Source organism: Pseudomonas sp. NY15364 (genome assembly GCF_048068235.1).
GTDB classification, from domain to species: Bacteria; Pseudomonadota; Gammaproteobacteria; order Pseudomonadales; family Pseudomonadaceae; genus Aquipseudomonas; species Aquipseudomonas mendocina_D.
The window spans coordinates 202,468-214,571 of sequence record NZ_JBLUPX010000001.1 but is presented as its reverse complement, the minus strand read 5'-3'; the positions used below and the strand labels follow the sequence as shown (position 1 = coordinate 214,571).

Sequence of the window (12,104 nt, the reverse complement as noted above, 5' to 3'; positions counted from 1 at the left end):
CACTTTGTCCGCCATGCTGGCCGCCAACCTGGCCCGCCCGATTCCGAGCCCAAATCATGAGCAGCGAAAAAACCAACCAATCCTGGGGCGGCCGCTTCAGCGAGCCTGTCGACGCCTTCGTCGCCCGCTTCACCGCCTCGGTGGAATTCGACAAACGCCTGTACCGCCACGACATCATGGGTTCCATCGCCCACGCCACTATGCTGGCCAAGGTTGGCGTACTCAGCGATGCCGAGCGCGACACCATCATCGACGGCCTCAAGCAGATCCAGGGCGAGATCGAAGCCGGCCAGTTCGACTGGCGCGTCGATCTGGAAGACGTGCACATGAACATTGAGGCGCGCCTGACCGACCGCATCGGCGTCACCGGCAAAAAATTGCACACCGGCCGCTCGCGTAACGACCAGGTGGCCACCGACATCCGCCTGTGGCTGCGCGACGAGATCGACGTCATCCTGGCCGAGATCACCCGCCTGCAGCAGGGCCTGCTGGGTCTGGCCGAGGCCGAAGCGGACACCATCATGCCCGGCTTCACCCACCTGCAGACCGCCCAGCCAGTGACCTTCGGCCACCATCTGCTGGCCTGGTTCGAGATGCTCGCGCGCGACTACGAGCGCCTGGTCGACTGCCGCAAACGCACCAACCGCATGCCGCTGGGCTCAGCCGCACTGGCCGGCACCACCTACCCAATTGCCCGCGAGATCACTGCCGAACTGCTCGGTTTCGACGCTGTTGGCGGCAACTCGCTGGACGGCGTTTCCGACCGCGACTTCGCCATCGAATTCTGCGCCGCTGCCTCGCTGGCGATGATGCACCTGTCGCGCTTCTCCGAAGAGCTGGTGCTGTGGACCAGCGCCCAGTTCCAGTTCATCGACCTGCCGGATCGTTTCTGCACTGGCTCCTCGATCATGCCGCAGAAGAAGAACCCAGACGTGCCCGAACTGGTGCGCGGCAAGACCGGCCGCGTATTCGGTGCCCTGACCGGCCTGCTGACCCTGATGAAAGGCCAGCCGCTGGCCTACAACAAGGACAACCAGGAAGACAAGGAACCGCTGTTCGACGCCGCCGACACCCTGCGCGACAGCCTGCGCGCCTTCGCCGACATGGTGCCTGCGATCAAGCCCAAGCGCGAAATCATGCGCGAAGCGGCACTGCGCGGTTTCTCCACCGCCACCGACCTGGCCGATTACCTGGTACGCAAGGGCCTGCCCTTCCGCGACTGCCACGAGATCGTCGGGCACGCGGTGAAATACGGCGTGCAGACCGGCAAGGACCTGGCCGAGATGAGCCTGGACGAACTGCGCCAGTTCAGCGAACAGATCACTGACGATGTATTCGCCGTGCTGACCCTGGAAGGCTCGGTCGGCGCTCGCGACCATATCGGCGGCACCGCACCGAATCAGGTCCGTGCTGCGGTGGTACGTGGTCGCGAACTGCTGGCTAGCCGCTAAACGACGCGTTGGAGAAAACAGGGAAAAGGAGTTCCCATGCCTGAATTACTGCCGCGCGGCTTGGCGCTACTTGCCGAGATCGCGCTTGAAATCATCATCGGCTACGTCTTCTACACGACCGGCTGGCTGGCACTACGACTGCTGACATTAGGGCGCTATCCGCGCCTGCCGCTGCGCGTGGCCGACCCGATGGGCGCACGTAGCGCCTGGGTCGCCACATTTGGCTTCATCTGCCTGGTTGGCCTGCCCCTGACGTGGCTGACCGTCACATACAGCTAAACGCTGCCACGAGACATTTCCATGCCTATAGACATCCGCCCCGCCACCCCTGACGACGCGGAGCTGATCCTGCGCTTCATCACCGACCTGGCCATCTACGAAAAGGCCGAGCACGAGGTGAAGACCGATGCCGCCGGTATCCGCGATAGCCTGTTCGCCGAGGGCAGCACCGCCTACGGCCTGATCTGCGAAAACGACGGCCAGCCCATCGGTTACGCGGTGTATTTCTTCAACTACTCCACCTGGCTGGGCAAACACGGTCTTTATCTGGAAGATCTCTACGTCAGCCCTGAAGCACGGGGCCTGGGCGCTGGCAAAGCGCTGCTGCGCCACCTGGCACAACTGGCAGTCGCACGCGACTGCGGCCGCTTCGAGTGGTCAGTGCTGGACTGGAATACTCCGGCCATCGACTTCTATGAATCCTTCGGTGCACGCCCGCAAAGCGAATGGATCGGCTATCGCCTGACCGACCAGGCCTTGCTGGATTTCGCTGCCGACAATCAATGAGGAATCGAACATGAGCCAAAACAACGACCAAGAAGACGAAGGCTTCGCAGAGGCCACCCTGATCCAGGCCATCGAGAATCAGCTGGAAAGCGGCGAACCGGCAGCCGCCAAGGCGGTATACAACAAGCTGACGCTGGTCGGTTACGAGCGCGAAGAGATTCTTGAGCTGATGGCACTGGTCCTGGCTCATGAAATCGATGCCATGCTGCGCGAGGACCGCCCCTTCGATGGCGCCTGGTACGAGCAAGCGTTGCGCGCCCTGCCGGAGCTGCCGGAAGAAAACTGAAGATGGATTGACTCAGGCCACTGGTCGGACTGGCAGGCAGATTGCTACTGTCACCATCAATCCCGACCGAGAAGGTACCGCCTTCGATGGCCTGTACGCTGCCCAGACTCATCGCCCTGCTGATCTGCGCCCTCTGTTTGAGCGGAGCCAGCGTCGTGCGAGCCGAAACGCCGCGCATTGGTGCCGAGGATGACTGGTATCCCTACACAGCCCTGCGTAATGACAAGATCGAGGGCATGTCGGCAGACATCGTCCGCGCAGCGTTCAGCGCCAGCAAAACGTCCGTCGAGTTGGCGCCCTACCCCTATTCGCGCTGCATGGAGCTGGTGCGTTCAGGCAGTCTGGCAGGCTGCTTCAACACCACACCTGACGCACACATCCGCGCGGAGTTCCTGCTGCCGCAGGAGGTGCTGTTCAGCGACGACATCCTGCTCTGGGGTCATGCAGGGGATGCGCTGATTGATGATCTCGACAGCATCCGTGGCAAGCGCGTGGCAGTCACCATCGGCTACACCTACGGCGAGTACTTCGACAGCTATGCGGATATCCAGCGCATTGCGGTGCGGCGCGATATGAATGGCTTTCTCATGCTGCAGCGCGACCGCGTGGACTACGTTATCGCCTTTCGCGGCACCACCGAAGCACTGCTGCGTGACAACCCCAAGCTGGCTGGCCAGTTCAAGGCGCTGACCAGGGTGCATCGCCCACAGCTCTACCTGACCTTTTCCCGCCATCATCCACAGGCCGCAGCATTGCTGCGCGACTTCGACGCAGGCATGCGGCAGATCAGGCAGGACGGCACCTACCAGCGAATTCTCGCCAACTGGCAACTCATTGATGGGCAGAGCACCGCGCATGGTTCTACACTGCAGGAACGCCATAACAACAAGACGGAGTCACCATGAAGTCATTCAACGCTGACCTGATCGACGAGTTGGAAATCCTCGCGCTGTACAACTTGGACAACCATCTGGAAGGGCTCAAGGTACACAACAACGCTTCATTCAAGGCGCAAGGTGCCATCACCCGCCTTCACGAAAAAGGCCTGGTGAGCCAAGCCGACGGCGGCTACCTGACCAGCCTGGGCATCGATGCCGCCGAACACGCGCAAGCGCTGCTGACCATTCTCTCGACCCGTCAGGCCACTCCCGCTTAATCCAATCGCCCGCCGACTAATGCCGCTCAGTCACCCGGTGCCGCGCCGCGAGTCAAAGTGGCGCGCACTTTGAGCACCTCGCCCGGGGGCTCTTGCCACAGACTGCGTTGGTAACCTTATCCACTCGGCATTAGCCGGCCGCTCTTCAGTGAGCGGCGCTGCGGGCGATATAGCGTCAAAGGCACTGCACTGGCGAGCCCACCGCTGATAGGCTTGCCGCATTTGCAGTAGAGTTCGAGCATGACGCGCACGCTGGAAATACGCCCCGATATCGATGACGGCATCGACCGCAAGGTGCTGACGCAACTGCGCGCGCGCTTTCTGCAGATCAATCAGGGCCGCCTGCAGCGGGCCATGGAAGCGCTGTCCACACGCCAGCAACTGGTCCTCAAGCTGTTGCCGCTGCTGCTGCACGTCAATCACCCGCTGCTGCCTGGCTATGTGTCGGCCAGTACACCGGCGGGCCTCAGCGGCTTCGAACCGGATGATGCCAGCCTCGCTGAAGTCCAGCGACTGACCCGCTCCTTCGTCTACAAGCCCCGTCGTGGCCAGGGCGCAGCGCCGCTGCATGGCCTGTTTCTGATGGGCAGCCTGGGCACCGTGGCGCAGGCCGAACAGAGCGATATGGACCTGTGGCTGTGCCATTCGCCCAATCTCACGGCGCAGGAACTGCATGACCTGCGCAAGAAGTGCGATCAACTGGAAAGCTGGGCCGCCACCCTGGGCGCTGAGGTGCACGTCTTTCTGGTCGACCCGCAGCGCTTCACCCAGGGCGCACGTGAGGCGCAACTGACCTCCGACGACTGCGGCACCACCCAGCATTATCTGCTGCTCGACGAGTTCTACCGCACCGCCATCTGGCTCGGCGGTCGTACGCCACTCTGGTGGCTGGTGCCGGTTTACGAGGAAACGCGCTACCACGACTATTGCCGCACCCTGCTGAGCAAGCGCTTCGTGCGCGACGAAGATGTGCTCGACCTCGGCAACCTGGCGCACATTCCGCCAGAAGAGTTCATCGGCGCCGGCATGTGGCAGCTGTACAAGGGTATCGAGTCGCCCTACAAGTCGGTGCTCAAACTGTTGCTCACCGAGGTCTACGCCAGCGAGCATCCCAAGGTCGAATGCCTCGCACTGCGCTTCAAGCGGGCAGTGTTCGAAGGCCGCCTGGACCTCGACGAGCTCGATCCCTACATCGTCGTCTACCGTCGCCTGGAGGAATATCTGAGCGCGCGCGGCGATCAGGAAAGACTGGAGCTGATTCGCCGCTGCCTGTACCTGAAGGTCAACAAGAAGATCAGTCGCCCGCCAACACGCGGCCGCGCCAAGAGCTGGCAGCGCCTGCTGCTGGAGCGCCTGACTGCGGAATGGGGCTGGCAGAGCCGCCAGCTATCCGTGCTCGACAGTCGCAGCCAGTGGAAGGTGCGCCAGGTAGCGGCCGAGCGCCGCGTACTGGTCAACGAGCTAACGTACAGCTACCGCTTTCTCTCGCAATTTGCCCGCAGCGCCCAGGCTGGCAGCTCGCTGAACAACCGCGACCTGAATGTGCTGGGCAGGCGCTTGTATGCGGCATTCGAGCGCAAGGCCGGCAAGGTGGAGTTCATCAACCCCGGCATCGCTCCAGACCTGGCCGAAGACACCCTGACCCTGGTCCAGTACCCCAGCCCCGAAGCGCCGAACGAACGCCTCTGGGCGCTGTTCAACGGCAGCCTGGGCGCGCAGGAATGGGCCGACTTCGCGCCACTGAAGCGCTCGCGTGAACTGATCGAACTGCTCGCCTGGTGCCATCGCAACGGCGTGATCGACAGCAGCACGCGCCTGTCGCTGCACCCCGGCGCCAGCGACCTCACCGAATACGAGCTGTCCAACCTGATCGGCAGCCTGCAGCAGAGCTTCCCATTGCCCCAGCAGGCGGTTGAAGAAGCCGCCCTGCTGCGCACCAGCGCTCCCAGCCAGGTGCTGTTGCTGGTCAATGTCGGCGTCGACCCGCTCAAGCAGCACAGCCAGATGAACGTGCACATGACCACCGACCGCACCGACGCGCTGGGCTATTCCGGGGTACGCGAGAACCTGGTGCTGACCCTCGACCAGGTGGTGCTCAACAGCTGGAACGAACTGCAGGTCAGCCGTTACGACGGTGCCGATGCCCTGCTCGACTGCCTGCGCGACCTGCTCAACAGCGTGCCGCCCGGCCACCCGCTGCCGCAGGTCCAGGTGCGTTGCTACTGCCGTAACCGTGCGCAGCCGATTACCGAACGCGTCGACGAATTGCTGCGAGACCTGTTCGCAGCCTATGCCGACGGCCAACAGGCACGCTATCTGGTGCAGATACGCCAGCATTATCACGTGTTGCAGCTGACACCTGGCCAGGTCAGCCACGCCGCTCTGGGCGATCTGCCAGCACTGCTGGAGCACCTTGGCGCCGAGCAGGAGCTCTACAGCCCTCTGCATCTGGACCGCCATGCCCTCGATGGCGACGACCTCGCGCTGATCCTGCCCATGGGTCGCCCACAGTGCATCCAGGTGTTCTACCGCCTGCACGAAACCAGCGGCGAAGCGGAACTGACCCTGCTCGATGAACGCAATGCACTTTGGCGCCGGCGCCTGCCATTTCGCGATGAGCAGAGCCTGCTGACGCCGATCCACCGTTTCCTGCAATCACTGCTGTATCGGCGCAATGCCATGTTGCCGCTCGATGGCGCCGACAATCAGCCGCCATTGGAAATTATCTACTACCAACTGCTGCCGGCGGCGCCACTACGCGCTCAGCACCTCGAGCGCAGATCGGCGCCCGAGTCGCAGGTCAGCCATCCGTTCTACGACGTGCAGGCCATCGTCGAGCCAGGCGACGGTCGCCGACGTCATGTCACGCTGTACTGCAACCACCGCGAGTTTTCCGAACTGGAATACGGTCGCGAACTGTACCGCGCCGTGGCACAGCACATCATCGTTCAGCGTGCCGGTGGCGAACGCTACCCCTGCTACATCACCGACCTCGACCTGTCTGCCGTACTGGCCGGACAGCGGGCGCAGACCGTGCACTACCTGCGCTACAAGAGCGAGCTGGAGAATGCTCTGAATGCGGCACTGCAGCAGGCCTGACACAGCGCTATCGGTAATCCGCCGCCGGCAGTGAAGCCCTGAGGGTTGCACTCGCCCGGGTACGGGCTACCTGCATAAAAACCGGTCAGCGGTCGTACTCGCCCGCTGCTTCCGGCTGATATTCGACTTCCAGCAATGTCAGCTTGAGCTGCTTGCCGCCCGGCGCCGGCCAGTCGATGTGTTGGCCGACGGACAGGCCAAGCAGGGCACTGCCGACTGGCGCGAGGATGCTGACCTTGCCTTCGCCACCGGCATCCTCCGGGTAGACCAGGGTCAGGTGGTAGTCCTTGCCGCTGCTCTCCTCGCGGCAGTGCACGCGCGAGTTCATGGTTACCACACCGGCCGGCACCTCATCGTGCCCCACCACTTCGGCACGATCCAGCTCGGCCTGTAGCGCTTCTGCGCCAGGGCCAAACTCGTCCAGGCTGTCAAGCAGACGCTCCAGACGCTGCATATCGAGGCGGGTAATGGTGATGGTTGGTGTGCTGTTCATGATGTCGGGCGCTCTCCTCGCCTAAACCGTAAAAAGCAAAACCCCGCCCGAAGGCGGGGTTTTGCTGAATGTTCTGCCGACCCTAACACAGCCGGATAAATAAACAAGACTGCCGGGTCAACGGCCCTGCCGGCGCTCGCGCAAGCGCTGCTCGGCGGCCTGGCAGATCAAGCGTCGCCGCGCGTTGTCGGCCGTGCCCCAGTCGAGAATTTCCTGCAGGGTACGACCGCAACCGAGGCACCGTTCATACTCATCAAGGCAACACTGACGTCGGCACGGCGAAGCCACGTTGGACTCAGAGCTCATCGAACTCCAGCTCGGTGCCGCATTGCTCAAGGGTGATGCGCACCAGCATCTCGCCCAACTGCTCGTCGCTGGTGTCACAGATCCAGCGCCCCTCGGCCTCGTCATAGTCGAAATGGAAACCACCGGAGCGCGCCGCCAGCCAGAGCTGACGAATCGGCTCCTGACGGCTGAAGATCAGCTGGCTGCCATTGTCGAAACGTACCGTCAGCACACCGGCGCTGTTCTCCAGATCGACGTCCAGACCACTGTCGTCGAAAATGTCCTCCACCGCTTGCTGGGTGGCATCGACCAGGTCGTGAAAGCGGGCTTCGCTCAGGCTCATCGGGGTGTCCTCACAAGATGCAGCAACTGCAGAAAAAATAGGCGAAATCGCACGGCCGGGGTAGCGGCCTAGACGCAAAGGTGGCGACGGTACTCGCCCGGACTCGTTCCCGTCCAGCGACGAAATGCACGTGCCAGAGAACCGGACTCACCGAAACCGACCAGAAAGGCGATTTCCGCCAGCTCCAGAGCCGGGTCACGCAGGTAATGCAGCACCAGCTGCTGACGTGTCTCGTCGACCAGTTGGCTGAACGACAGCCCACCCTCACGCAAACGTCGCTGCAAGGTTCGCGGGCTCAACGCCAGGGCGACAGCGATGGCTTCCAGGTCCGGCCCCTGCTCCGGCAACTGGCGGGCCAGCTCCAGGCGCGCGCGATCGAGCACGCTGTTGCCCTGGTTGAGTTCGGCCAACAGCCGATCGGCATAGGCATCGAGCATGCCACGCACCTGCGCGTCGGCCTGGTTCAGCGGCGCCGCGAGCAAGCGCTTGGGAAAGATCAGGGCATTATCGGGCTGATCGAACAGCACCGGGCAGCGAAAGATGCGCGTGTGCTCCGAGGTATCCGCTGGCGCCGGATGCTGGAAGCGCACTTCGGTCGGCGCGATGTCCAGGCCACTGATCCAACGCCCGAAACTGACCCAGCCGGCCAGGGTCTCCTCGCTCAGTTGCCGCTGCTGCTGAGCCAGCAAGGGCTGCCAGCTATGGGCAACCAACGGTTCACAACCAGGCCGGGCAGGCTCGTCTTCGAGCACTACCAGGCCTAGATTGCCAACCAGCGAAGCGTAGCGCGCCTGACGGTGCAGCGCGTCAGCCAGGGTGGCGCAACTCATGATCAGGTAGCCGAGCACGCCGTAATAGCCCGGCCGTACCGACTCCCCAAGATGCAGACCCAGGTACTGATCGCCGATCAGGCGCACGCCCTCGCCCAGCAATGTCAGATAGGCACTGGCAGCGATGCGCTGATCGCGCTGACTGAGGACTTCAGGGCTCAGTTGGGCATGGGCGAGCAAGGCGTCGGGCGCTACCCCCTGACGCTGCAGGTGCTCGATCAGGCCTTGCAGGTAGGCGACCGAGACCGAGCCGGCCAGAATCGCGGGATTATCCATCGGGGCTCCTCGTTACTCGCCACATGCTAACCCAAGCAGGCACGGACGCCTTCGGCGTATGCGCGCGAATCGAGCCGGCGCCCCGCCAGGCGGGCGCCGGGCGCATAGGCAAGGTGGCAGGGGGTCGGTATACTCCGGCGCAATTCACGCTTATTTTCAAGGACTGCCCCATGAAGCGACTGACCCTCGCGCTCCTCGCCGCCGTTTGCCTGCTGGCCGGCTGCGGTCAGAAAGGCCCGCTGTACCTGCCGGGCGACGACAACGCCGGCAACAGCCGAGACCGTTTCGAACTCTGACAGGAGCTGCACCATGGAAGCCTTCAACTACCGCGACGGTGAGCTGTTCGCGGAAGGCGTCGCCTTGTCCGCGCTGGCCCAGCGCTTCGGCACGCCCACCTACGTCTACTCGCGCGCCCACATCGAGGGGCAGTACCGTGCCTATGCCGATGCTCTGGCCGGCATGCCACACCTGGTCTGCTTCGCGGTCAAGGCCAACTCCAACATCGGCGTATTGAACGTGCTGGCGCGCCTGGGCGCCGGCTTCGACATCGTCTCCAGCGGTGAGCTGGAGCGCGTACTGGCCGCCGGTGGCGAACCGAGCCGCATCGTTTTCTCCGGCGTCGGCAAAAGCCGCGACGACATGCGCCGCGCGCTGGAAGTTGGCGTGCACTGCTTCAACGTCGAATCCAGCGTCGAACTGGAGCGCCTGCAGAAGGTCGCTGCCGAACTAGGCGTCAAGGCGCCCGTCTCGCTGCGAGTCAACCCGGACGTGGACGCCGGCACCCACCCGTACATTTCCACCGGCCTCAAGGAAAACAAGTTCGGCATCGACATCGAGCAGGCTGAGGCGGTCTATGCCCGCGCGGCCGAGCTGCCGAACCTGGACGTGATCGGCGTCGACTGCCATATCGGCTCGCAGCTGACCACCCTCGAGCCCTTCCTCGACGCCCTGGATCGCCTGCTGCTGCTGGTCGACAAGCTGGCCGCGCGCGGCATCAGCATCAAGCACCTGGATCTGGGCGGTGGCCTCGGCGTGCAGTACCGCGACGAGCAACCGCCGCTGGCCGGCGACTACATCGCTGCCGTGCGCAAGCGCCTGGCCGGTCGCGACCTGTCACTGGTGTTCGAGCCGGGCCGCTTCATCGTCGCCAACGCCGGCGTGTTGCTGACCCAGGTGGAATACCTCAAGCACACCGAGCACAAGGACTTCGCCATCGTCGATGCGGCGATGAACGACCTGATCCGCCCGGCGCTGTATCAGGCGTGGATGGACGTGTCGCCGGTACAGCCGCGTGACGGCGAAGCGCGCAACTACGACCTGGTCGGGCCGATCTGCGAGACTGGCGACTTCCTGGCCAAGGATCGTCAGTTGGCGCTGGCCGAAGGTGACCTGCTGGCCGTGCGCTCGGCGGGTGCCTATGGCTTCGTTATGAGCTCCAACTACAACACCCGCGGCCGCGCCGCCGAGGTGCTGGTGGATGGCGAGCAGGCTTACGAAGTACGTCGTCGCGAGACCGTCCAAGAGCTCTATGCCGGCGAAAGCCTGCTGCCGGCCTGAGGGCGACGTCATGCTATTGCGCTTTACCAAGATGCACGGCCTGGGCAATGACTTCATGGTCCTCGACCTGATCAGTCAGCATGCCCACGTGCAGCCCAAACATGCCAAGCAATGGGGCGACCGCCACGTCGGTGTCGGCTTCGACCAACTGCTGATCGTCGAGCCGCCGAGCCACCCGGACGTCGACTTCCGCTATCGCATCTTCAACTCTGACGGCTCGGAAGTGGAGCAATGCGGCAATGGCGCGCGCTGCTTCGCCCGATTCGTGCTGGACAAACGCCTGACCACCAAGAAGGTCATTCGCGTCGAGACCAAGAGCGGCATCATCGAGCTGCGCGTGCAGAACGACGGCCAGGTCTGCGTCAACATGGGCGCACCGCGCTTGCAGCCGGAGCAGGTACCGTTCCAGGCCGAACAGGCCGCGCTGACTTATTGCGTCGACGTCGAGGGCCAGAGCGTCGAGCTCGCCGCGCTGTCGATGGGCAACCCGCATGCGGTTTTACGCGTCGACAATGTCGACAGCGCACCGGTGCACACGCTCGGGCCGAAGCTGGAACACCATCCGCGCTTCCCGCAGCGGGTCAATGTCGGCTTCCTGCAGGTGCTCGACCGCAAGCATGCACGCCTGCGCGTATGGGAACGCGGCGCCGGGGAAACCCTGGCCTGCGGTACCGGCGCCTGCGCCGCTGCGGTCGCGGCGATTCGCCAGGGCTGGATGGATTCGCCCGTGCAACTGGAACTGCCGGGCGGCAAACTGTCCATCGAATGGGCAGGCGAAGGTCAGCCGGTTATGATGACCGGGCCCGCTGCCCGCGTATACGAAGGACAGGTTCGCCTATGACCGACCAGCAGGATTCGCCCAAACCGCTCGACTCGGAAACGGTCGCAGCCTATCTGCGCCTGCACCCGGAGTTCTTCATCGACCATGAAGAACTGATCGCCGAACTGCGCATTCCGCACCAGCCCGGCAATGCCGTGTCGCTGGTCGAACGCCAGGTCAAGCTGCTGCGTGAGCGCAACATCGAGATGCGCCATCGTCTCGGTCAACTGATGGACGTGGCGCGCGACAATGATCGCCTGTTCGACAAGACCCGTCGCCTGGTACTCGACCTACTCGATGCCGGCAGCCTGGAAGAAGTGGTCGGCGTGGTCGAAGACAGCCTGCGCCACGAGTTTCAGGTGCCCTTCGTCGGTCTGATCCTGTTCAGCGACAACAAGCTGCCGGTCGGTCGCTCGGTCAGCTCGGCCGAAGCGCATCAACAGGTCGGCGGCCTGCTCAGCGGCGGCAAGACCATCTGCGGCGTGCTGCGCCCGCATGAGCTGGAATTCCTCTTCGGCAAGGAAGACGCAGCGCAGGTTGGCTCGGCCGCCGTGGTCAGCCTCACCCACCAGGGCCTGCATGGCGTGCTGGCCATCGGAAGCGCCGACCCACAGCACTACAAAAGCTCGCTCGGCACCTTGTTCCTCAGCTATATCGCCGAAGTACTGGCACGCGTCGTACCCGGTTTCTCCACACCGCTGCGTTCGGTACGCTAGGTCGTA

The 12,104-nt window shown here is 63.6% G+C and carries 15 protein-coding genes; 11 read left to right on the top strand and 4 right to left on the bottom strand.

Features of this window, described 5'->3' with window-relative positions; genetic code table 11:
• The first annotated feature begins 56 nt into the window (after positions 1-56).
• The 7 genes from argH (at position 57) to ACNFCJ_RS01000 (ending at position 6,778) form a co-directional block, all read left to right on the top strand.
• Positions 57-1,451 carry an argininosuccinate lyase gene (argH, locus tag ACNFCJ_RS01030; protein ID WP_416769269.1) on the top strand — a complete coding sequence of 465 codons (1,395 nt, stop codon included), beginning with the start codon at positions 57-59 and terminating at the stop codon, positions 1,449-1,451.
• A gap of 36 nt (positions 1,452-1,487) precedes the next feature.
• Positions 1,488-1,730, top strand: coding sequence for a hypothetical protein (locus tag ACNFCJ_RS01025; protein ID WP_416769267.1), 243 nt, complete (start codon positions 1,488-1,490; stop codon positions 1,728-1,730).
• Positions 1,731-1,751: 21 nt separating this feature from the next.
• Positions 1,752-2,237 (top strand): GNAT family N-acetyltransferase, encoded by a 486-nt coding sequence (locus tag ACNFCJ_RS01020; protein WP_416769265.1) that lies wholly within the window; start codon positions 1,752-1,754, stop codon positions 2,235-2,237.
• Positions 2,238-2,247: 10 nt separating this feature from the next.
• Entirely contained in the window at positions 2,248-2,523 is a 276-nt protein-coding gene (locus ACNFCJ_RS01015; protein WP_179575179.1) for a hypothetical protein, read from the top strand.
• Positions 2,524-2,678: 155 nt separating this feature from the next.
• On the top strand, positions 2,679-3,428 hold the full coding sequence (locus tag ACNFCJ_RS01010; RefSeq protein ID WP_416769263.1) for a substrate-binding periplasmic protein: 750 nt from the start codon (positions 2,679-2,681) through the stop codon (positions 3,426-3,428).
• On the top strand, positions 3,425-3,679 hold the full coding sequence (locus ACNFCJ_RS01005) for a TIGR02647 family protein (RefSeq protein ID WP_099524712.1): 255 nt from the start codon (positions 3,425-3,427) through the stop codon (positions 3,677-3,679). Before ACNFCJ_RS01010 ends, ACNFCJ_RS01005 begins: the two co-directional genes overlap by 4 nt.
• Before the next feature lie 240 nt (positions 3,680-3,919).
• Positions 3,920-6,778, top strand: coding sequence for a class I adenylate cyclase (locus ACNFCJ_RS01000; RefSeq protein WP_416769261.1), 2,859 nt, complete (start codon positions 3,920-3,922; stop codon positions 6,776-6,778).
• A gap of 85 nt (positions 6,779-6,863) precedes the next feature.
• Here the strand turns inward: ACNFCJ_RS01000 and rnk are convergent, their stop codons facing one another.
• The 4 genes from rnk to ACNFCJ_RS00980 all read right to left on the bottom strand — a co-directional run bounded on the left by rnk (position 6,864) and on the right by ACNFCJ_RS00980 (position 9,005).
• Positions 6,864-7,271 (bottom strand): nucleoside diphosphate kinase regulator, encoded by a 408-nt coding sequence (gene rnk, locus ACNFCJ_RS00995; RefSeq protein WP_143507666.1) that lies wholly within the window; start codon positions 7,269-7,271, stop codon positions 6,864-6,866.
• A gap of 117 nt (positions 7,272-7,388) precedes the next feature.
• Positions 7,389-7,577: a DUF1289 domain-containing protein gene (locus ACNFCJ_RS00990; RefSeq protein ID WP_416769259.1), complete on the bottom strand. Its 189-nt coding sequence runs from the start codon at positions 7,575-7,577 to the stop codon at positions 7,389-7,391.
• Positions 7,567-7,899, bottom strand: coding sequence for an iron donor protein CyaY (gene cyaY / locus ACNFCJ_RS00985; RefSeq protein WP_003458550.1), 333 nt, complete (start codon positions 7,897-7,899; stop codon positions 7,567-7,569). The genes ACNFCJ_RS00990 and cyaY overlap by 11 nt, the downstream gene beginning before the upstream one ends.
• 68 nt (positions 7,900-7,967) lie before the next feature.
• Positions 7,968-9,005, bottom strand: a complete 1,038-nt coding sequence (locus ACNFCJ_RS00980; RefSeq protein WP_416769257.1) for an AraC family transcriptional regulator — start codon at positions 9,003-9,005, stop codon at positions 7,968-7,970.
• Between the two features lie 170 nt (positions 9,006-9,175).
• Here ACNFCJ_RS00980 and lptM point away from each other — a divergent pair, with 170 nt between their 5' ends.
• From lptM to ACNFCJ_RS00960, 4 genes are read left to right on the top strand one after another with little or no spacing between them, the layout of a single operon-like run.
• Positions 9,176-9,301, top strand: coding sequence for an LPS translocon maturation chaperone LptM (gene lptM / locus ACNFCJ_RS00975; protein WP_017361215.1), 126 nt, complete (start codon positions 9,176-9,178; stop codon positions 9,299-9,301).
• 13 nt (positions 9,302-9,314) lie between these two features.
• Positions 9,315-10,562: a diaminopimelate decarboxylase gene (lysA, locus tag ACNFCJ_RS00970; protein WP_416769255.1), complete on the top strand. Its 1,248-nt coding sequence runs from the start codon at positions 9,315-9,317 to the stop codon at positions 10,560-10,562.
• Between the two features lie 10 nt (positions 10,563-10,572).
• Complete coding sequence (gene dapF, locus ACNFCJ_RS00965; RefSeq protein ID WP_179575168.1) at positions 10,573-11,403, top strand: diaminopimelate epimerase; 831 nt, start codon at positions 10,573-10,575, stop codon at positions 11,401-11,403.
• Positions 11,400-12,098 carry a DUF484 family protein gene (locus ACNFCJ_RS00960; RefSeq protein ID WP_143507671.1) on the top strand — a complete coding sequence of 233 codons (699 nt, stop codon included), beginning with the start codon at positions 11,400-11,402 and terminating at the stop codon, positions 12,096-12,098. Before dapF ends, ACNFCJ_RS00960 begins: the two co-directional genes overlap by 4 nt.
• Positions 12,099-12,104 lie beyond the last annotated feature (6 nt).

Coding starts and splice junctions, on each gene's coding strand:
- argH (WP_416769269.1), top strand. CDS start 57: ATGAGCAGCGAAAAAACCAACCAATCCTGGGGCGGCCGCTTCAGCGAG.
- ACNFCJ_RS01025 (WP_416769267.1), top strand. CDS start 1,488: ATGCCTGAATTACTGCCGCGCGGCTTGGCGCTACTTGCCGAGATCGCG.
- ACNFCJ_RS01020 (WP_416769265.1), top strand. CDS start 1,752: ATGCCTATAGACATCCGCCCCGCCACCCCTGACGACGCGGAGCTGATC.
- ACNFCJ_RS01015 (WP_179575179.1), top strand. CDS start 2,248: ATGAGCCAAAACAACGACCAAGAAGACGAAGGCTTCGCAGAGGCCACC.
- ACNFCJ_RS01005 (WP_099524712.1), top strand. CDS start 3,425: ATGAAGTCATTCAACGCTGACCTGATCGACGAGTTGGAAATCCTCGCG.
- ACNFCJ_RS01000 (WP_416769261.1), top strand. CDS start 3,920: ATGACGCGCACGCTGGAAATACGCCCCGATATCGATGACGGCATCGAC.
- rnk (WP_143507666.1), bottom strand. CDS start 7,271: ATGAACAGCACACCAACCATCACCATTACCCGCCTCGATATGCAGCGT.
- ACNFCJ_RS00990 (WP_416769259.1), bottom strand. CDS start 7,577: ATGAGCTCTGAGTCCAACGTGGCTTCGCCGTGCCGACGTCAGTGTTGC.
- cyaY (WP_003458550.1), bottom strand. CDS start 7,899: ATGAGCCTGAGCGAAGCCCGCTTTCACGACCTGGTCGATGCCACCCAG.
- ACNFCJ_RS00980 (WP_416769257.1), bottom strand. CDS start 9,005: ATGGATAATCCCGCGATTCTGGCCGGCTCGGTCTCGGTCGCCTACCTG.
- lptM (WP_017361215.1), top strand. CDS start 9,176: ATGAAGCGACTGACCCTCGCGCTCCTCGCCGCCGTTTGCCTGCTGGCC.
- lysA (WP_416769255.1), top strand. CDS start 9,315: ATGGAAGCCTTCAACTACCGCGACGGTGAGCTGTTCGCGGAAGGCGTC.
- dapF (WP_179575168.1), top strand. CDS start 10,573: ATGCTATTGCGCTTTACCAAGATGCACGGCCTGGGCAATGACTTCATG.
- ACNFCJ_RS00960 (WP_143507671.1), top strand. CDS start 11,400: ATGACCGACCAGCAGGATTCGCCCAAACCGCTCGACTCGGAAACGGTC.